Source organism: Streptomyces sp. NPDC002209 (assembly GCF_042890265.1).
In the GTDB taxonomy this organism is placed as follows: Bacteria; Actinomycetota; Actinomycetes; order Streptomycetales; family Streptomycetaceae; genus Streptomyces.
In genome coordinates this window covers 16,213-34,674 of record NZ_JBIARX010000008.1, presented here as the reverse complement: position 1 = coordinate 34,674, position 18,462 = coordinate 16,213, and the positions used below count along the sequence as shown (strand labels likewise).

Annotated in this window: 18 protein-coding genes; 12 read left to right on the top strand and 6 right to left on the bottom strand. The window is 71.0% G+C overall.

Annotated elements, in window-relative coordinates; translation table 11 throughout:
• The first annotated feature begins 57 nt into the window (after window positions 1-57).
• Both ACFYXK_RS17655 and ACFYXK_RS17650 read left to right on the top strand, forming a co-directional pair.
• Window positions 58-1,083: a glycosyltransferase family 2 protein gene (locus tag ACFYXK_RS17655; protein ID WP_389411913.1), complete on the top strand. Its 1,026-nt coding sequence runs from the start codon at window positions 58-60 to the stop codon at window positions 1,081-1,083.
• Window positions 1,083-2,447: a polysialyltransferase family glycosyltransferase gene (locus ACFYXK_RS17650; protein WP_389411912.1), complete on the top strand. Its 1,365-nt coding sequence runs from the start codon at window positions 1,083-1,085 to the stop codon at window positions 2,445-2,447. Before ACFYXK_RS17655 ends, ACFYXK_RS17650 begins: the two co-directional genes overlap by 1 nt.
• A 101-nt stretch (window positions 2,448-2,548) precedes the next feature.
• Here ACFYXK_RS17650 and leuE read toward each other — a convergent pair whose 3' ends face one another.
• Together leuE and ACFYXK_RS17640 are read right to left on the bottom strand one after the other, a co-directional pair.
• The gene (gene leuE, locus ACFYXK_RS17645) at window positions 2,549-3,205 is read right to left on the bottom strand and encodes a leucine efflux protein LeuE (RefSeq protein ID WP_389411911.1); all 657 of its coding nucleotides are present in this window, start codon (window positions 3,203-3,205) and stop codon (window positions 2,549-2,551) included.
• 71 nt (window positions 3,206-3,276) lie between these two features.
• Window positions 3,277-4,857: a methylmalonyl-CoA mutase gene (locus ACFYXK_RS17640; RefSeq protein ID WP_389411910.1), complete on the bottom strand. Its 1,581-nt coding sequence runs from the start codon at window positions 4,855-4,857 to the stop codon at window positions 3,277-3,279.
• Window positions 4,858-5,035: 178 nt separating this feature from the next.
• Between ACFYXK_RS17640 and ACFYXK_RS17635 the strand changes: the two genes are divergently transcribed.
• Entirely contained in the window at window positions 5,036-5,908 is an 873-nt protein-coding gene (locus tag ACFYXK_RS17635; protein ID WP_389411909.1) for a peptidoglycan-binding protein, read from the top strand.
• Between the two features lie 315 nt (window positions 5,909-6,223).
• On the opposite strand, the gene ACFYXK_RS17630 is transcribed toward ACFYXK_RS17635, so the two are convergent.
• Window positions 6,224-7,300 carry a hypothetical protein gene (locus ACFYXK_RS17630; RefSeq protein WP_389411908.1) on the bottom strand — a complete coding sequence of 359 codons (1,077 nt, stop codon included), beginning with the start codon at window positions 7,298-7,300 and terminating at the stop codon, window positions 6,224-6,226.
• On the bottom strand, window positions 7,300-8,043 hold the full coding sequence (locus ACFYXK_RS17625) for an RNA polymerase sigma factor (RefSeq protein ID WP_389412108.1): 744 nt from the start codon (window positions 8,041-8,043) through the stop codon (window positions 7,300-7,302). The genes ACFYXK_RS17630 and ACFYXK_RS17625 overlap by 1 nt, the downstream gene beginning before the upstream one ends.
• Window positions 8,044-8,408: 365 nt before the next feature.
• Here ACFYXK_RS17625 and ACFYXK_RS17620 point away from each other — a divergent pair, with 365 nt between their 5' ends.
• From ACFYXK_RS17620 to ACFYXK_RS17590, 7 genes are all read left to right on the top strand, one after another.
• Window positions 8,409-9,014, top strand: a complete 606-nt coding sequence (locus ACFYXK_RS17620; protein WP_389411907.1) for a 2-oxo-4-hydroxy-4-carboxy-5-ureidoimidazoline decarboxylase — start codon at window positions 8,409-8,411, stop codon at window positions 9,012-9,014.
• Between the two features lie 152 nt (window positions 9,015-9,166).
• Window positions 9,167-9,547, top strand: coding sequence for a succinate dehydrogenase, cytochrome b556 subunit (gene sdhC / locus ACFYXK_RS17615; RefSeq protein WP_383505484.1), 381 nt, complete (start codon window positions 9,167-9,169; stop codon window positions 9,545-9,547).
• 5 nt (window positions 9,548-9,552) lie between these two features.
• Complete coding sequence (locus tag ACFYXK_RS17610) at window positions 9,553-10,035, top strand: succinate dehydrogenase hydrophobic membrane anchor subunit (protein ID WP_389411906.1); 483 nt, start codon at window positions 9,553-9,555, stop codon at window positions 10,033-10,035.
• Between the two features lie 23 nt (window positions 10,036-10,058).
• Entirely contained in the window at window positions 10,059-11,813 is a 1,755-nt protein-coding gene (gene sdhA, locus ACFYXK_RS17605) for a succinate dehydrogenase flavoprotein subunit (RefSeq protein ID WP_352213570.1), read from the top strand.
• On the top strand, window positions 11,813-12,571 hold the full coding sequence (locus tag ACFYXK_RS17600; RefSeq protein ID WP_030865238.1) for a succinate dehydrogenase iron-sulfur subunit: 759 nt from the start codon (window positions 11,813-11,815) through the stop codon (window positions 12,569-12,571). Before sdhA ends, ACFYXK_RS17600 begins: the two co-directional genes overlap by 1 nt.
• 154 nt (window positions 12,572-12,725) lie before the next feature.
• Window positions 12,726-13,367 (top strand): Uma2 family endonuclease, encoded by a 642-nt coding sequence (locus ACFYXK_RS17595; RefSeq protein ID WP_389411905.1) that lies wholly within the window; start codon window positions 12,726-12,728, stop codon window positions 13,365-13,367.
• 42 nt (window positions 13,368-13,409) lie between these two features.
• A complete protein-coding gene (locus ACFYXK_RS17590; protein WP_389411904.1) occupies window positions 13,410-13,976 on the top strand; it encodes a hypothetical protein in 567 nt (188 codons plus the stop codon).
• Here ACFYXK_RS17590 and ACFYXK_RS17585 read toward each other — a convergent pair.
• Both ACFYXK_RS17585 and ACFYXK_RS17580 read right to left on the bottom strand, forming a co-directional pair.
• Window positions 13,952-16,447 carry a DUF4132 domain-containing protein gene (locus ACFYXK_RS17585; protein ID WP_389411903.1) on the bottom strand — a complete coding sequence of 832 codons (2,496 nt, stop codon included), beginning with the start codon at window positions 16,445-16,447 and terminating at the stop codon, window positions 13,952-13,954. The genes ACFYXK_RS17590 and ACFYXK_RS17585 overlap by 25 nt on opposite strands.
• Before the next feature lies 1 nt (window position 16,448).
• Window positions 16,449-16,781, bottom strand: coding sequence for a hypothetical protein (locus ACFYXK_RS17580; protein WP_389411902.1), 333 nt, complete (start codon window positions 16,779-16,781; stop codon window positions 16,449-16,451).
• 88 nt (window positions 16,782-16,869) lie between these two features.
• On the opposite strand from ACFYXK_RS17580, the gene ACFYXK_RS17575 reads away from it, so the two are divergent.
• Both ACFYXK_RS17575 and ACFYXK_RS17570 read left to right on the top strand, forming a co-directional pair.
• Entirely contained in the window at window positions 16,870-17,646 is a 777-nt protein-coding gene (locus ACFYXK_RS17575; protein ID WP_389411901.1) for an alpha/beta fold hydrolase, read from the top strand.
• Window positions 17,647-17,814: 168 nt separating this feature from the next.
• Complete coding sequence (locus tag ACFYXK_RS17570; protein WP_389411900.1) at window positions 17,815-18,459, top strand: Uma2 family endonuclease; 645 nt, start codon at window positions 17,815-17,817, stop codon at window positions 18,457-18,459.
• Window positions 18,460-18,462: the final 3 nt, after the last annotated feature.

Here is an 18,462-nt window from a genome sequence, read left to right as displayed (position 1 = left end):
CATGGAATCCGCATACGGGCCATGGTGAATGCCGGACGACGCCTTAATGTCTCGCGGGTGCTCAAGCTCTCTGTTGTCGTGCCGTTCTACAACGTGCAGACATACGCACCGGATGCCCTGAAAAGCCTCGAACTCAACGCCCGGGACGATTTCGAGTTCCTGCTCGTCGACGACTGTTCGACGGACGGTACGCCCGAACTCCTCGAGCGGGCGGCGCGCGCGCTGCCGGGGGCGGTGCTCCTCAGACACGGACGGAACGGCGGCCTGGCCACCGCCCGGAACACCGGCCTGGACGCGGCCCGCGGCGAGTACGTCACGTTCCTGGACGGCGACGACTGGCTGGCGCCCGGCCACCTCGCCCGCACACTGGCCGCCATAGAGGCTCTGAGCTGCGATTTCGTCCGCAACGACCATGTCCAGGTGACCGGCCGCACCCGCTCGGTGCAGCGGGTCCCGTACGGTCCGCAGCTGGTCGTCGGCGATCCGCGGGCCGGGATCCTGCCCGCCTCCCGGGCCACCTCGGTCGACTACCCGTACGCCTGGGCGGGCATGTACCACCGGCGGCTGCTGGACCGCGGGCTGCTGCACTTCACCGACGGGCTGCGGACGGCGGAGGACCGGCCGTGGATCTGGCGGCTGCACCGGGAGGCCGGATCGTTCGCGGCGGTCGGACTGCCCGGGATCTTCTACCGGCGGGGCGTCTCGACCTCGCTGACGCAGATCAAGGACGAGCGCCAGCTCGATTTCATCAAGGCATTCGACCAGGTCCTGTCGGATACGGTCGGCGATCCCGATCGCGATCTTCTTCTTCCAAAAGCCGTCCGAACGTATTGTGCAATTATCGCGCACCATATCGGGTCCATCGAAAGGTTCGAGCCTGCCGTGGCCAAGAAACTCCGTTCGATGAGCACGGACGCTCTCGGACGCATGCCGCAGGACGTACTCGACCAGGCCCTGAACGCGATGGACGCCGAACGCTCCACCCTCCTGCGCCGCCTGCGCCGCCGACCCGCACGAACCCGCACGGGCACGGGCACGGGAACGGGAACCGGAACGGACACCCGAGCAGGAGCCACTGCCTGATGGCCGCTCAGAGCACCCCGTGCACCCAGATCTTCCTCGCCTCCACGCTCTACGGGATGGCCACGCTCGCCGCCGGCATCGACGCGGGCAGCTTCCCGCCGGCCGGCCGCCGCATCCTGCTCACCAGCAACCACGCCCTCACCGCCGAGGTCTCCCCCGGCCTCGCCGACATGCCGGGCTTCGCCGCGCTGCGCACCCGTTTCGACGAGGTGCTCGACTGGAACGCCGCCATCGCCCCGCAGCACCCGAGCGCCTGGGCCCCGCGCCCCGAGGACGTCCCGCTGTGGGAACGCCAGCTCCGGGCGGTCTGGGGACTGGGCGAGGACCGCGTCGAGATCGTCGTGGAGTCGATCCAGGTCCCGCCCGCCCGGACCCTGTGCACGCTGTTCCCCGGCGCCGCCGTCGACGTCTACGCCGACGGGCTGATGAGCTACGGACCCACCCGCTTCCGCCTCGACCCGCAGCTCGGCATGCGCGTGCGCCGCGTCCTGCACCTGGACCTGGTACCGGGTCTGGAGCCGCTGCTGCTCACCGAGTTCGGCGTACCGCCGGAGCTGGTCCCGACGCCCGAGTTCCTCAAGGTGCTCGGCGAACTCCCCTCATACGGGCCCGAGTTGGACGGGGTCGGCGAGGCGCCGGCGCTGCTGCTGGGCCAGTACCTCTCCGCCCTCGAACTCCTCTCCCCGCAGGAGGAGGAGGACCTCCACGCGGAGATGGTCCGGGGCGCGCACGCCCTCGGCCACCGGGAGCTCGTCTTCAAGCCCCACCCCAGCGCCCCCGCCGAGTACTCCCGCCGCGCCGAGGCCGAGGCCGAGCGGCTCGGCGCCCGCCTCACCGTCATGGCCACCCCGGTCCTGGCCGAGACCCTCTACCAGCGGCTGCGCCCCGCCCTGGTCGTCGGCTGCTTCTCCACCGGACTGCTCACCGCCGCCACCCTGTACGGGCTGCCGGTCGCACGCACCGGGACCGAGGCCATACTGGCCCGCCTCACCCCGTACCAGAACAGCAACCGGATCCCGCTCACGGTGGTCGACGCCCTGCTTCCCGCCCTCGCGGACGCCGAGGCCGTCGCCGCCTGGAGCGCACCCGGCCCCGACGAGGTCCGGGACGGGCTGGCCGGGCTGCTCACCGCGGTCGGGTTCACCATGCAGCCGCAGATCCTGGCGGCGCGCCGCACGGACGCCGAACGCCATCTCGCCGCCCATCTGGACGACCGCACCTGGCGCTACTTCAAACGCCGCCGGCTGACCACCCTCGGGCTGCCCGGCGGCATCCCGGCCCAGCTGTCCTTCCTGCCGCACAGCCCGGCCGTCCGCCGCGTGGTCCGCCGGCTGCGGCGGCTGCGCGCGGCGCGCCCGCGGTGACGGCGACCGCCACCACGGGGAGGGGCTGTGGCACCGTCCACCGCGGGGTGGAACGCCCGCTGGGCCCGCGGCGGCGCCGGGCCCCCGGCTGAGCAGCGGGTTCAGCTGACGGCGAGCTTGGCGGCGAAGCCGAGGAACAGCACGCCCGCCGCCGAGGTCGCCCCGGCCGAGAGCCGCTTGCGGCGCCGGAAAGCGGCGGACAGCCGGGTGCCGCCGAAGATCAGCAGGGTCAGGTACAGGAAGCTGCCGAGCTGGAGCAGCACGCCCAGCAGGAGGAACGAGAGCGCCGGGTAGGCGTACGAGGGATCCACGAACTGCACGAAGAAGGAGACGAGGAACAAGATCGCCTTGGGGTTGAACAGGCTGATCAGCAGCGCCCGCCGGTAAGGCCGCTCCCCCTCGGCCGGGACTGCGTCCTGCTCCGGCGCCCCGGCCCGTACGTCCCGCTCGGCCCGCGAGCGCCACAGCGCCCACGCACCGCGCATCATCCCGACGGCGAGCCAGGTCAGGTACCCGGCGCCGAGCAGCTTGACGATGCCGAAGGCCACCGGGCTGGTCTGGAGCAGCGCCCCCGCCCCGGCGGCGGCGAGCGCCATCAGCACGGCGTCGCCGGTGAACACCCCGGCGGCGGCCTTGTACCCGGTGCGCACGCCGCGGCGCGCCGCGACGGACAGCACGTACAGCGAGTTCGGCCCCGGCAGCAAAATGATCAGTATGAGCCCGACGAGGTAGGTCGGCAGATCCGTGACACCCAGCATGAGCAGGAGTGTCCCATAGGGACACACCTGTCGTGGCTGGATTTCACCATGTGGATTCCACCAGGTGGATGTCACCAGGCGGAGTCCGCCGGTTCGTACGTCCCCCACACCTCCCGCAGGGCGTTGCAGACCTCGCCCACCGTGGCGCGGGCGCGCAGGGCCTCCTTCATGGGATAGAGCACGTTGGCCGTGCCGGCCGCCGCCTCGCGCAGGGCGCCCAGCGCTCCCGCCACCGCCTCGCCGTCACGCTCCGCGCGCAGGGCGGCCAGCGCCTCCCGCTGGCGGTTTTCGATCGCCGGGTCGACGCGCAGCGGCTCGTACCGCTCCTCCTGCTCCAGCGCGAACCGGTTGACCCCGACCACCACGCGCTCGCCGTCGTCCGTCTCCCGCGCGATGCGGTACGCGTTCCGCTCGATCTCCCCCTTCTGGAAGCCGGCCTCGATCGCGGCCACCGCCCCGCCCAGGTCCTCGACGCGTCGCATCAGCGCGAGCGCCGCCGCCTCGACCTCGTCCGTCATCCGCTCCACCGCGTACGACCCGGCGAAGGGGTCGACGGTGTGCGGCACGTCCGTCTCGTACGCCAGCACCTGCTGCGTGCGCAGCGCGAGGCGCGCCGATTTCTCCGTGGGCAGGGCGATCGCCTCGTCGAAGGAGTTGGTGTGCAGTGACTGCGTGCCGCCGAGCACCGCCCCGAGCGCCTGCACGGCGACCCGCACGAGGTTCAGCTCCGGCTGCTGCGCCGTCAGCTGGACCCCGGCCGTCTGGGTGTGGAAGCGCAGCATCAGCGACTTCGGGTCCCGGGCCCCGAACTCCTCGCGCATGACCCGGGCCCAGATCCGCCGGGCGGCCCGGAACTTCGCGACCTCCTCCAGCAGCGTGGTGCGGGCGACGAAGAAGAAGGAGAGCCGCGGGGCGAACTCGTCGACCTCCATTCCGGCGGCCAGCGCGGTCCGTACGTACGCGATCCCGTCCGCCAGCGTGAAGCCGATCTCCTGCGCGGGCGAGGCCCCGGCCTCGGCCATGTGGTAGCCGGAGATGGAGATGGTGTTCCAGCGGGGGATCTCGGCCTTGCAGTACCGGAAGGTGTCGGACGTCAGCCGCAGCGAGGGCTCGGGCGGGAAGATGTACGTGCCGCGCGCGATGTACTCCTTGAGCACGTCGTTCTGGACGGTCCCGGTCAGCTGCCCGCCGTCGATCCCGTGCTCCTCGGCGACCAGCTGGTACATCAGCAGGAGCAGGGCCGCGGGGGCGTTGATCGTCATGGACGTGGAGACCCGGTCGAGCGGGATCCCGTCGAACAGCACCCGCATGTCCTCGACCGAGTCGATCGCGACGCCGACCTTGCCGACCTCCCCGTGCGCGAGCGGCGCGTCGGAGTCGTGCCCCATCTGCGTCGGCAGGTCGAAGGCGACGGACAGCCCGGTGCCGCCGCCGGCGATGAGCTGCCGGTAGCGGGCGTTGGATTCGGCCGCCGTCCCGAACCCGGCGTACTGCCGCATCGTCCACGGCCTGCCCGTGTACATCGTCGGGTAGACCCCCCGCGTGTACGGATACGCCCCTGGTTCACCCAGTTTGCCCTGGGGGTCCCACCCCGTCAGATCGCCGGGCCCGTAGACGGGTTCGATCGGAAATCCGCTCTCAGTACTCGCCATGTGACGAAGCCCTCCATAGAGCAAACGGCCCCGGGGCTGATAAAACCTCCCCGCGACGGCTCCGACCGTCCCCTGACGGCCGCTGGTCACAATGGCGCAACATCCCTGGATCGTCTGCAACTCTCCACGCCCGCCAGGCATCACCTAGATACACGACAGTAGAAATCGGGGGACTGCAATGCACCGCCAGAGAGTCATAGTCCGCACGCTCGGGGTGGCCACCGCCGTCGCGCTCGCCGCGACCGCCTGCGGGCCGCAGAAGACGGAGCCGGCCGGCTCCGCCTCTTCGGTTCCGTCCGCGTCCGCGGCGGGTTCCACCCCCGAGAGCTCCCCGTCGACGGAGAACAAGCCCGCCGACGCCTCGCCCTCGCCGTCCGCCTCGCAGTCGGCCTCGCCGTCCGCGTCCGCCTCGCCGACGGTCAAGGCCATCATGGCGAACGGCGACGAGAGCGAGCAGGTGCGCGAGCTCCAGGCCCGCCTGAAGCAGCTCAAGTACATGACGGTCGCACCCACCGGCTTCTACGGTTCGAAGACGACCGCCGCGGTCAAGGCCTTCCAGACGAAGAACGGCCTGACGGCGTCCGGTGCGGTCGACGAGGCGACCTGGAAGAAGATCCAGAGCCTCAGCAAGAAGCCCACCGCCGACGAGCTGCGCCCGCCGACCGTCAACGAGGTCGACGCGCCGGACCCGCGCTGCATGACGGGCCGCGTCATGTGCATCAGCAAGGAGAGCCGCACGCTCGCCTGGATGATCGACGGCAAGATCGTCTCCACCATGGACGTCCGCTTCGGCTCCGAGAACACCCCGACCCGTGAGGGCGAGTTCAAGGTGGAGTGGAAGGCCAAGGACTGGACGTCGACCATCTACCACACGCCGATGCCGTACTCGATGTTCTTCAGCCAGGGTCAGGCGGTGCACTACTCCGCCGACTTCGCGGCCCGCGGCTACGCCGGCGCCTCGCACGGCTGCGTGAACGTCCGGGACAAGGGCAAGCTCGCGACGCTGTTCGAGCAGGTGCACGTCGGCGACAAGGTCGTCGTCTACTGGTGATCCCGGGCGATCCGCGTGATCCGCACGATCCGGGCGATCCGCGTGAGGGCGATGGCCCCGGATGATCCCGGGGCTCCCCGGGATCCGGTCGAAGAAGTAGAGGCGCGGGCAGGGCCGGGGGAACGAACCCCGCCCGCGCCAGGTGCGCAGAGCCCAGGGGTACGGGGGGAACCCCGGCTCATGCGCGGCCGATGACCAGTCGGCTCGTTATGTACTGCGCCGCAGGTTCGAAAAGTGTTACAGCCCGTTCACGCCGCCGCTCGGAACCCGCTCGAGGCGTCCTCGCGGACCACCCGAAGGAACCCCTGGAAGCCGTCAGCGCGGCTTGCGGGCCGCCGCGGACGACGCGACCGGGCTCGCCGGGACGAACGTCGGGGCCTTGAGCACCGGGCTCCCGTCGTCGGCGGTGCGCGGAACGGACGGCGCGCCGCTGCCGTTGGGCCCGTCGAGCAGCGCCTCGCAGAAGTGCGGGATGCGCGCGAGCCCTTGCGCCAGCTTCGAGAGCCGCTCGCGGCGGTCGGAGGTCATGTGCCCGGACCGGTAGGCCTCGCACAGGTCCACCGCCTTGAGGCGACTCTGCTTGTCGGTGTCCTTCAGCGAGGTGGTCCCGCCGGCAAAGGTGTCCTTGCCGTCCTTCGTACCCCTGTCGCCCGGGTCGTCCTGGCCGGCGCTGCCGCCGGCCGAGGTGCCGGGTCCGGTTCCCGTTCCGGTTCCGAATCCCGGGACCGCGCCCGCGTCCGCTCCCGGCGTCTGCGCCGTGCCCGGGCCGGGCACCGGGCCGTCGGTGCCGCGGAGCGGGGTGGGGCGCAGCTGCGGTGCGAGGGTCGGGCCCGCCGTGTCGCCGGCCGTCGTCTGGTTCTCGTCGGCGCTCAGGGAGACCGCCGGTGCGGGTCCCGCCGTGTCGTGCGTGGCACGGTCCAGCAGGCCGGCTCCGGCGGCGACCGCCAGGCTGCCGACGGCGACGCCCGCCAGTGCGGCGACCAGGGCGAACCGCGCCGGGCGGCCGCGCCGGGACGCGGTGACGGCGGGAGGGGCGGCGGCCGAACCAAGTTCCACGAGGGGCGTGGCGTCTGCGCCGACGGGCGCGTACATCCCGGGCACTGCGGACATCACGGATACGCCGGGCACCGAACTCGCTCCGGAGGCGGACGCCGAGGCCGCCCCGACCGCCACGGCCCCGCCGCGCGCCGCGCGGAAGGCGGCCACTGCGGCGGCCTCGCCGGGCAGTTCCACCCCGGCGGGCGGCTGCGGCGCGGCCAGCATGTCGAGAGCGGCCCGCAGCCGGGCCTCCGCTTCGCGGGCGCGCCGGTCGGCGCCAGGTACGGCCGGGCCGCCGCGCAGCACTCGTTCCGCCGCGGCCTTGTCCAGCCACCTGTTGCGCTCGTCGGCCATCACATGTCCTTCTGCGTCCGCCAACGTGAATGCGTCACACCGGTTTGCTCCACGAGGCCACTGCCCCGGCCGCGCTGAGCGGGTACGGCGTCGAGATCCCTCCCGCCCCTGCCGTCCCGAGCCTGGCCACCGGCATTATGGCCGACCGGCTCCGCCGCGTCCGACCCCGGATCCAGGTCCGGCCCGAAGCCGCCCTCCTGGCCGAGCAGCTCGGCCAGTTTCTTCAGGCCCCGGTGGGCTGCGGTGCGTACCGCGCCGGGGCGCTTGCCCAGGGTCTCCGCCGCACTCTTGGCGTCCAGGCCGACCACGACGCGGAGCACCACGGCCTCGGCCTGGTCCTGCGGAAGCTGTGCGATCAGCGCCATGGTCCGGCCGGTCGACAGGGCCTCCATCGCCTCGCCGGCGGTGTCGCTGTCGGCGGCGCGGCCCGTCAGTTCGGTCTCGTCGCCGCCGATGGCGGGGCGGCGCCCGCGCATGCGGATGTGGTCGAGCGCGCGGTTGCGGCCGATCCGGGCGGCCCAGCCGCGGAAGCGGTCGGCGTCGCCGGTGAAGGAGTCGAGGTCGCGGGCGATCTGCAACCAGGCCTCCGAGGTCACGTCCTCGGCGTCGGCGTCGCCGACGAGCGTGCGTACGTATCCGAGCAGGCGTGGGTGCACGGCACGGTACACAGAACGGAACCCGCTCTCGTCGCCGCCCTGTGCCGCGAGCACCGCGGCGGTCAGCTCCGCGTCGTCCCCCAGCAAAGTCCCCAACCCGTTCACTGTCCTGTACGTGTGGCGCAAATCAGCACGTTACGGCTTTCAAGTACCTTCGTCCACGTGCTGTACGGGGAGCAACCAATCGTGCGCGAAGCGGGGTGTGACACAAAACGCACTCGCGGCGCTGAGAGGGGTACGGGCTTGTCGCACGAGCCCGTACGGACGGCGACCGGGGCCTCTCCTGTGGGGGGTGGCGGCCTCGGTCGTCTTCCTCATCCCCTTCCGCCCCTCCCCGCACCGCCGCCGCTCCCGGCCTTCCGGCGAGCCACGCGTCATCACGTCATCCTTTCGGCTCACTTCCGGGTGAAAAGCCCGGATGGGTACGACACACCCGGCCCGGCGTCGCTAGCGTGGCGGTACACCCGCGCCGCGCCCCGAGGAGCCCCCCGCTGTCCAGCCACCTTCCGGCACAGGCCCGCGGCAGCTCCGATCCTTCTCACGTCTCCGGGCTGGCGCGGTTCAACGCCCTCTCCCCCGAAGCCTCCGAGGCCGTCCTGCTGCACTGCTGCGGGAGCCGGCGCTGGGCCCAGCGGGTGGCGGCCCACCGCCCCTACCCGGATCCCGGTGCGCTGCTCGCCGCCGCCGACGAGGCCTCGTACGACCTCTCCCAGGCGGACCTGAGCGAGGCGCTGGCCTCGGAGTTCCCGGTGGAGCTGGACCACGGGGCCTCGTACGCCGCACTCCTGGCGCTCGACGCGGCCCATGCGGAGTACGAGCGCAAATTCGGCCACGCCTTCGTGATCTGCCTGGACGGGCATCCGCCGGAGGAGCAGGCGGACCAGCTGCTGGCCGCGATCCGGCGGCGGATGGAGCTCGAGGCGGACGAGGAGCGGTCGATCTCGGCGGACGAGCTGCGCCGCCTCGCCCAGGTCCGGCTCGCCGACCTGACACATTGGCTGACCTCGCCGGACGGGGTTTCCGCCGCGGATTCAGGGCTATTCGCCCCTGTGGGATAGTCCGTCCGTGCCTGTTTGATCACACCGATGGACCCGGCGCGAGGGAACCGACAAAGCGTCGCTACGATGTCCGGGGCCGGAGGACCGTACCCGGCCGGGCCCGACCGACAAAGAAGCCGGCTGGCCCCCGCCCCGCTTCCGGAGGGTTTTCCGTGCCGGCTGGAACGTTGTACCGCGGCCGGGAAGGAATGTGGTCCTGGGTGGCTCATCGAGTCACCGGCGTCCTCATCTTCTTCTTCCTGTTCGTACACGTCCTCGACACCGCTCTCGTCCGCGTCTCCCCCGAGGCGTACGACGATGTCGTGGCTACCTACAAGACTCCGATCGTCGCGCTGATGGAGTACGGCCTCGTGGCCGCCATCCTCTTCCACGCGCTCAACGGTCTCCGTGTGATCGCCGTGGACTTCTGGTCCAAGGGCCCCCGTCTCCAGAAGCAGATGCTCTGGACCGTCATGGCCGTCTGGATCGTCCTGATGGGCGGGGCCCTGTACCCCGTCCTCGGCCACGCAGCTGCTGAACTGTTCGGGAAGTGACACGCATGTCTTCTGACACTTCTGCCGCCCAGGCCATCGGCGACGTGGAGGGCGTGAGCCTCTACGACGTCGACAACCCGGCGCCGTACATCGAGGCCCCGCGCAAGCGCACGGGCAAGACCCCGCGCTCGACCCGCGGCAACTTCGAGATGGCCGCGTGGCTCTTCATGCGCCTCTCGGGCATCGTCCTCGTCGTCCTGGTCATCGGCCACCTCGTCATCCAGCTGGTGCTGGACGGCGGCGTCTCCAAGGTCGGCTTCGCCTTCGTGGCCGGCCGCTGGGCGTCCCCGTTCTGGCAGGTCTGGGACCTGCTGATGCTGTGGCTGGCCATGCTGCACGGCGCCAACGGCCTGCGTACCGTCATCAACGACTACGCGGAGCGCGCCAACACGCGGCTGTGGCTGAAGGGCCTGCTCTACACCGCCACGGTGTTCACCATCCTTCTGGGCACGCTGGTGATCTTCACCTTCGACCCGAACATCCGCTAGGCAACGGGGCTGAGGCGAATCCAATGAAGATCCACAAGTACGACACCGTCATCGTCGGCGCAGGTGGCGCCGGCATGCGCGCCGCCATCGAGTCGACGAAGCGCAGCCGCACCGCGGTGCTGACGAAGCTCTACCCCACCCGCTCCCACACGGGCGCCGCGCAGGGCGGCATGGCCGCCGCGCTGGCGAACGTGGAAGAGGACAACTGGGAGTGGCACACCTTCGACACGGTCAAGGGCGGTGACTACCTGGTCGACCAGGACGCCGCCGAGATCCTGGCGAAGGAGGCCATCGACGCGGTCCTCGACCTGGAGAAGATGGGCCTGCCGTTCAACCGCACCCCGGACGGCACCATCGACCAGCGCCGCTTCGGCGGCCACTCGCGCAACCACGGCGAGGCCCCGGTCCGCCGGTCCTGCTACGCCGCGGACCGCACCGGCCACATGATCCTCCAGACGCTGTACCAGAACTGCGTCAAGGAGGGCGTGGAGTTCTTCAACGAGTTCTACGTCCTGGACCAGCTCCTCGTCGAGGAGGACGGCGTCAAGAAGTCGGCCGGTGTGGTCGCGTACGAGCTCGCCACCGGCGAGATCCACGTGTTCCAGGCGAAGGCCGTCATCTACGCCTCCGGCGGCACCGGCAAGTTCTTCAAGGTGACCTCCAACGCGCACACCCTCACGGGTGACGGCCAGGCGGCCTGCTACCGCCGCGGCCTGCCGCTCGAGGACATGGAGTTCTTCCAGTTCCACCCGACGGGCATCTGGCGCATGGGCATCCTGCTGACGGAGGGCGCCCGCGGTGAGGGCGGCATCCTCCGCAACAAGGACGGCGAGCGCTTCATGGAGAAGTACGCGCCGGTCATGAAGGACCTCGCGTCCCGTGACGTCGTCTCGCGCTCCATCTACACCGAGATCCGCGAGGGCCGCGGCTGCGGTCCGGCCGGCGACCACGTGTACCTGGACCTGACGCACCTTCCGCCGGAGCAGCTCGACGCGAAGCTCCCGGACATCACCGAGTTCGCGCGCACCTACCTGGGCATCGAGCCGTACACGGACCCGATCCCGATCCAGCCCACCGCGCACTACGCCATGGGCGGCATCCCGACGAACGTCGAGGGTGAGGTCCTGGCGGACAACACCACCGTCGTCCCGGGCCTGTACGCGGCCGGCGAGGTCGCCTGCGTCTCCGTGCACGGCGCCAACCGCCTCGGCACCAACTCGCTGCTGGACATCAACGTGTTCGGCAAGCGCTCCGGTATCGCCGCGGCGAAGTACTCGCAGGAGAACGACTACGTCGAGCTCCCCGAGAACCCGGCGCAGCAGGTCGTCGACCTGGTCGAGCACCTGCGCAACTCCACGGGCAAGGAGCGGGTCGCCGACCTGCGCCTGGAGCTCCAGGAGACGATGGACGCCTGCGTGATGGTGTTCCGTACGGAGCAGACCATCAAGACCGCGGTCGAGAAGATCGCGGAGCTGCGCGAGCGCTACAAGAACGTGTCCGTCCAGGACAAGGGCAAGCGCTTCAACACGGACCTGCTGGAAGCCATCGAGCTGGGCAACCTGCTCGACCTGGCCGAGGTCATGGCCGTGTCCGCGCTCGCGCGCAAGGAGTCCCGCGGCGGTCACTACCGCGAGGACTACCCGAACCGCGACGACGTCAACTTCATGCGCCACACCATGGCGTACCGCGAGGTCGGAGCCGATGGCTCGGACTCGGTCCGGCTCGACTACAAGCCGGTCGTGACGACCCGCTACCAGCCGATGGAGCGTAAGTACTGATGGCTACCCCCACCCTGGAAAAGATGGAAGAGGCGGCCGCGGCCTCCCCGTACATCACGGTCACCTTCCGGATCCGCCGCTTCAACCCCGAGATCTCGGACGAGGCGCAGTGGCAGGACTTCCAGATCGAGATCGACCCGAAGGAGCGCGTGCTCGACGGTCTCCACAAGATCAAGTGGGACCTCGACGGCACGCTGACCTTCCGCCGGTCGTGCGCGCACGGCATCTGCGGCTCCGACGCGATGCGGATCAACGGCAAGAACAGGCTCGCCTGCAAGACGCTGATCAAGGACATCAACCCGGAGAAGCCGATCACGGTCGAGGCCATCAAGGGCCTCACGGTGATGAAGGACCTCGTCGTCGACATGGAGCCCTTCTTCCAGGCTTACCGCGACGTCATGCCGTTCCTCGTCACCAAGGGGAACGAGCCGACGCGCGAGCGCCTGCAGTCGGCGGAGGACCGCGAGCGGTTCGACGACACCACGAAGTGCATCCTGTGCGCGGCGTGCACCTCGTCGTGCCCGGTGTTCTGGAACGACGGGCAGTACTTCGGCCCGGCGGCGATCGTCAACGCGCACCGCTTCATCTTCGACTCGCGTGACGAGGCCGGCGAGCAGCGCCTGGAGATCCTGAACGACAAGGACGGCGTGTGGCGCTGCCGCACGACCTTCAACTGCACCGATGCCTGCCCGCGCGGCATCGAGGTCACGAAGGCGATCCAGGAAGTCAAGCGCGCCCTGATCACGCGCCGCTTCTGACCTGGCGGTCTGCGTTCGTACGAGGGCCCCGCACCCCGGATCCACTCCGGGGGGCGGGGCCCTCGCCCGTTCGGGTGACCACGCGGCTTCCGGCCGCGGGAGCCGGTTCCGTCCTACGATGATGCTCTCGACAGCAGCCCACGGGAGGCACGTGATGTCCGCAGCACCCGCTGAGCAGCCCTACGGCGAGCCGCAGGCCGAGCGCTCGCTCCTCGATGAAGCCAACGCGCTCATGGAGCGGCTCCCCGGCTACCGAGTCGAGATCATCGGAGGACAGATCCTCGTGTCCCCACCGGCAGACGGCGCCCACGCGCGGGGCCTGACCGATCTCATGTTGCCCTTCCTCACGGCGGGGCTGCACGGAGAACAGTCGAAGGTCGTCCAAGCGATCGGCATCTGGCTCCCCGACGGGCGCGAGGACTACGCCATCCCGGACCTCGCCGTGGTCGACGCGGATTTCGAAGACCACCTCGTCGAGAACAACTGCTACGACCCCGTCTCCTTCCGCCTGGTCCTGGAGGTCACCTCCAGCAACTACAAGACTGACCTGCGGACGAAGGTCAGCGCCTACGCCAACGCCAAGGTCCCGGTCTACGTGATCGTCGACCGTCGGCACAACCGCCTGCACGTGCTCACCGACCCGGTGACGGACGAGTACGCCACCCACCGCGTCCACGCCCCCGGTGAGCTCGTCACACTCCCCGATTCCGTCGGCGCCAAGGTGACCCTGGAGGTCGAAGCCGTCCTCACTGCGGCGCGCCGCAAGCCCGAGAGCGAGGAGAACGGCCTCGCCTGATCGGGGTACGAGTCCGGGCGGGGCTGTGGAAAGATCGAGCGCATGAGCGAGCAGCAGCCGAACCCGTACTCAGGTGACAACGGGGCCCCAGGGGGCCCGGGTTATGGATACCCGCAGGGATATCCGGCGACTCCGGGGGCCCCCGGGTACGGGTACCCGGCCACTCCGCCCGCGCCCGGGTACCAGCCGACCGTCGGCGGCGCCGGCATCCCGGCCCCCGGGCTGCCCCCGGTGATGCCGCCCGCGCAGCCCCAGGCGTACGGCGGCGGGTCCGGGTTCGCCCTCGGCGACATCACGATCGCCGGGGACCAGATCATGACCCCCTCGGGCCCGATGCCGCTCAAGGGCGCCATGTGGAACGCCTCGGACCTCTCGCGCACCGAGACGAAGATCCCGGCGCACGCGATCGTGCTCGCGATCGTCTTCTTCCTGTTCTGCCTGCTCGGCCTGCTCTTCCTCCTGATGAAGGAGAAGACCACCACCGGCTACATCCAGGTCACCGTCACCAGCGGCGGACGCCACCACTCCACGATGATCCCGGCGGTCGATGCGGGAACGTTCCCCTGGGTGATGAACCAGATCAACTACGCCCGTTCCCTCAGTATCTGACGGGTGACGGTCGGGTCGGTGATGCCGGTGTCGTCCGCCAGCATCACCGCCTTGCTGAGGATCAGGGCGAGCGTCCGGTCCCCCTCGAAGGGCAGGTAGCCGGTCTCCGTCCCGGGGGCCGCGCGCCCCGCCGGGACGATGCACAGGTACTGGTCGCCCGGATCCATGAGGATGTTCCCCGACCCGAGGTGGATCCGGTACGTGCGCAGCTCGCCCCGCACGTGCAGGAACCGCCCCTCGATCCGGCACCGGTCGGCGATGGCCAGCCTCGGGACCAGCCGCTCCAGCAGGAGCCGGCGGGTCTCGGCGCTCTGGTTCAGCTCTCCGAATCCGTACGAGGTCCAGTAGTCCCGGAAGCGGCCCGCGGGGCCGCCGTCCTGCCAGGTCGGGTCGTTGCCGACGCTGGCCACGCCGACGAACAGGTCGACGTCGCGCAGGACTTCGCTCAGCACGAGTGCGGGGACCTCGGACAGCGGGAGCGGGTCGACCGGGTCCTCGCCGTTGCGGAGCCACATCGTGTACTCGCCGCCGCAGGCGTGCGCCGAGTTCTGCGGGGCGCCGATCGGGTAGAAGCGCACCTGGTCGGTGCGCAGCCGCAGGAAGCTGCCCGAGTCGGTGATGTCCTCGTACTCGCCGTCCCCGGTGTCCCCCTCGATCCAGTACTCGGCGCGGAGCCCCCACCGGGGCAGCTCGCGCACGGCGGGCGGCGCGGTGTCGTCCACGGCGAGGCGCAGCTTGTTGCGCCAGCCGCGGACCGCGGCCAGCGAGTGGAACTGGTGCTGGCGCAGGAAGTGCGCGGCGAAGCGGTTGGAGTACGTGCCCGTGCGGAGCTCGGCGTCGGTGAGCGGGTACACCTCGCGGTGGGCCTGCTTGAACGGCTGGGTGATGCCGTGCCGTTCGAGCCAGTCCCGCCAGGCGGCGACCTCGGCCGGCTCGCGGTCGATGGGATGCCAGAGGGTCACCTCGGCGCCCTCGGTGACGGGTCGGTCCGTGAGGGTGCGCGCCTCGCCGTCGGCGAAGCCGACGGGGGTGCCGTCCACCACCCACAGCAGGCGCCGGGCGAGGGTGCCGACCAGGGGGTGGTCGAGGTAGCGCTCGCGCCACTGCCCGTACGTCCACGTGCGCCGGGCGAGGAACTGCCGGTCCAGCCGCTCGGCCTGCGCCCCGAGCATCTTGTCGATGTCCTTGACGGCCGCCTTGAGCTCCTTGAGCTCCTCGGCGTGGTCGCGGCGCACGGCCGCCGGGACGCCCTTGACCGCCTTGCCCGTGGCACTGCGCCAGGAGAGCAGCGCCTTGGAGCCGCGGACCTCCAGGAGGGCGGTGGTCGCGCCGAGCGCGTGCTCGGCCTGCCCGACGCGCGTCAGCCCGTAGGCAGGCACGGCGAGTTCCTCGATCTCCTCCCGGCTCAGCCCGAGCGCGGTGGCGCGCGCCTCCAGGGCGGAGTCCAGCATCTTGAGGGTGCCCTTGAACGTCACGCGGGTGGCGAGCCGGGCCAGTTCGGCCAGGGCGGCCTCGCTGTCGATGCGGGACAGGGCGGTGACTGCGGCGTTGGCCACCTTGGGGCCCCGCGGGCCGAGGCCCGCGACCTTGCGCAGCGAGCTCTCGACGAGCGCGCCGAGCGCGCGTGCGATGTCCGGGTGCGGGGGCAGGAAGGACAGCAGCCAGGCCAGTCCGCGCAGCGCGTTGGCGTTGTACGTGTCCCACACGTCGTTCGGGTTCGGCCCGTACCCCACCTCGTCCAGGGCGTGGGTGCGGGGCGCGCCGACGAGCCGGAGCCAGCCGAGGAGCTGTTCGCGCACGGCGTCCTCCCCGGCCTCCTTGATCAGGGCCCGGCCGGTCTTCTCCCACTTGCCCGTGGGCTTGGCCGCGGTCGCGGTCACCGCGTGGGCGAGCAGGGCGTGCCAGCGGGTCCCGTCCGCCAGCGCCCGGTCCGCCCACGCCTCGCCGACGTTGAGGACGGGCTCCGTCAGCCGCGGCGCGAGCTCGACGACCGGCCGGTACCCGTACGCGACCAGGGCGCTGCGGCGCAGGGTGGCGACGGCGGCCGGCGGGATCGGGCGGCCCGCGTCCAGCTCGGCGAGGACCAGCTCCGAGGCCCATCCGTAGTAGTGGACCTGTCCCATCCGGCCCAGCGCGTCGAATTGGGCCAGCCGTTCGGCGGGGAGCGGGTCGCCCCCGGGCAGGTCCCGTCCGGTGGCGGCGATGAGGGCCAGCGCGTTCACCCGGGCCGGGGAGTCCTCCGCCAGGGAGCGGCAGGTGTCGGCCAGCCGGTCCACGAGCCGCTGCCGGAACTCCACCGGCCGGGCGCGGACGGCGCCGATCACCTGGGCCGCCTCCCCGTTGCCCCAGTGGCCGCTGTAGTGGATGGCGGCCTTCAGCAGCGCGGTGGCGAGCTCTGCGGCGTCTTCCTGTGCCAGGGCGCGGTGGACGCCCTCGGCGTATCCCTTGTTCGTGTTCCTGTTCCCGGCCATGTCAGCCACCCACCAGGGCGACGAGCTTCAGGAACGTGACCTCCGTGCCGAGGGGCAGGTCGACGACCTCGTCGAGATCGGTGACCTGGCGGTCCCCGACGAGCACGAGGAACCCGTTGCGTCCGAAGGCGGTGAGTGCGAGCTCGGCCTGTTCGTGGGCATCGGGCTGGTCCTTCTGCGGCACGAGGGCCGCGGCGCGCCGCTCGGCGACCTCCTGGAACACCCGCCGCCGGATCAGCTCGCGCAGCGCGAGCCGCTCCTCGGCCACCTCGAACTCCCAGCCGTCGCCCCGGCCGCCCGCTGTCGTCTCGTCGACGAAGGTCACCATTCCCATGCCCAGGAGCGTAAGGGGGTCCTCTGACAGCGGATCGGCTGCCCGATATCCAGGGGCGGTCGGCGGGCGTCTCGGACAGGATGCCCCCATGACTCCCGTGAACCTCGTGAACCCCCTCCTTGCGCATGACGTCGCCGGTCCGGCGGACGGCCCGGCGCTGGTCCTCCTGCACTCCTCCGTCTGCGACCGCCGGATGTGGGAGCCGCAGTGGGGCCCGCTGGCCGAGGCCGGATTCCGGGTCGTCCGGGCCGACTTCCGCACCTGCGGGGACTCGCCGCCGGCCGTCGCGCCGTACCGCGACGCGGACGACGTACTGGACCTGCTGGACTCCCTCGGCATCGAACGGGCCGCCTTCGCCGGGTCCTCATACGGCGGCCGCGTCGCCCTGGGGATAGCGGCCCTGCACCCGCAGCGGGTGTCCGCGCTGGCCCTGCTCTGTTCGGCCGTCCCCGCGCAGCAGCGCGGCCCGGCCCTGCGGAAGGTCGCCGACGCGGAGGACGCGCTGCTGGAGGCGGGGGACGTCGCGGGCGCGGTGGAGCTGATGGTGGAGACCTGGCTCGGCCCGTCGGCGGACGAGGAGGCCCGCGCGCTCGTACGGACCATGCAGCGCCGCATCTTCGACGTGGCGCTGACCGTGGAGGAGCACCACGAGCTCCCGGAGCACGAGATCGACCTCGAGGCGGTCACCGCCCCGACCCTCGCGATCGGCGGGGCCCACGACGTCGAGGACTTCCGCGACATCGCCGCCGATCTCGCGCAGCGCATCCCCGGCGCCCGCCACCTGGAACTCCCCTGGGCGGGCCACCTCCCGTCCCTGGAACGCCCGCAGGACACCACGGCCCTGCTACTGGACTTCCTGCGGTGATGCCCGGCCCGGAGCCCCTGACCGCGTGCCACGGCCCCCGCACCTCGCCGCTCGGGCCGAGCTGGCGTCGCCTCGCCGCACCCGGTCCGGTGAACCGTCCAGATACGACAAGAGCCGGTCGCGTCGTCCTACGATGATGCTCTCGACCCAGCCCACGGGAGGCCCGAGATGTCCGCAGCACCCGTCGAGTACGCAGACGAGGACCGGCCGCTGACGCTGCTCGAGGAGGCCAACAGGCTCATGGAGCAGAACCCTGGCTACCGCGTCGAGATCATCGGAGGCCAGCTCACTGTGACGCCGCCTGCGGACATCCCCCACTCCAGGGTGCTGAACAAGATCACCCGACCATTCGTCGCAGCAGGTCTGGACGACGGGGAGACAGAGGTGCACCAGAGCATCGGACTTTGGCTGCCGGACGGGCCGGACGACTATGCCATCCCCGACCTCGTCGTCGTCGATGCAGACAGCGATGAGCACCTGGTCAAGAACAACTGCTACGACCCGGTCGTGTTCCGCCTCGTCCTCGAAGTCACGTCGAGCAACTTCAACACCGATCTGCGCTTCAAAGTCGGCGCGTACGCGCAGGCCGTGATCCCGATCTACGTGATCGTGAACCGGAAGCATCAGCGGGTGCACGTCCTCACCGAGCCCGCCGGGGGCGAGTACGGGAGCCACCGGGTGTACGCGCCCGGCGAGCTGGCCGTCCTGCCCGACAGCCTCGGTGCCAAGGTCACGCTCGACGTGGAGGAGCTGTTGGCCGCCGGCCGGCCTCAGGCGAAGAAGCGCGCCCCGCAGGATCCCGACGCCGGGTGACCG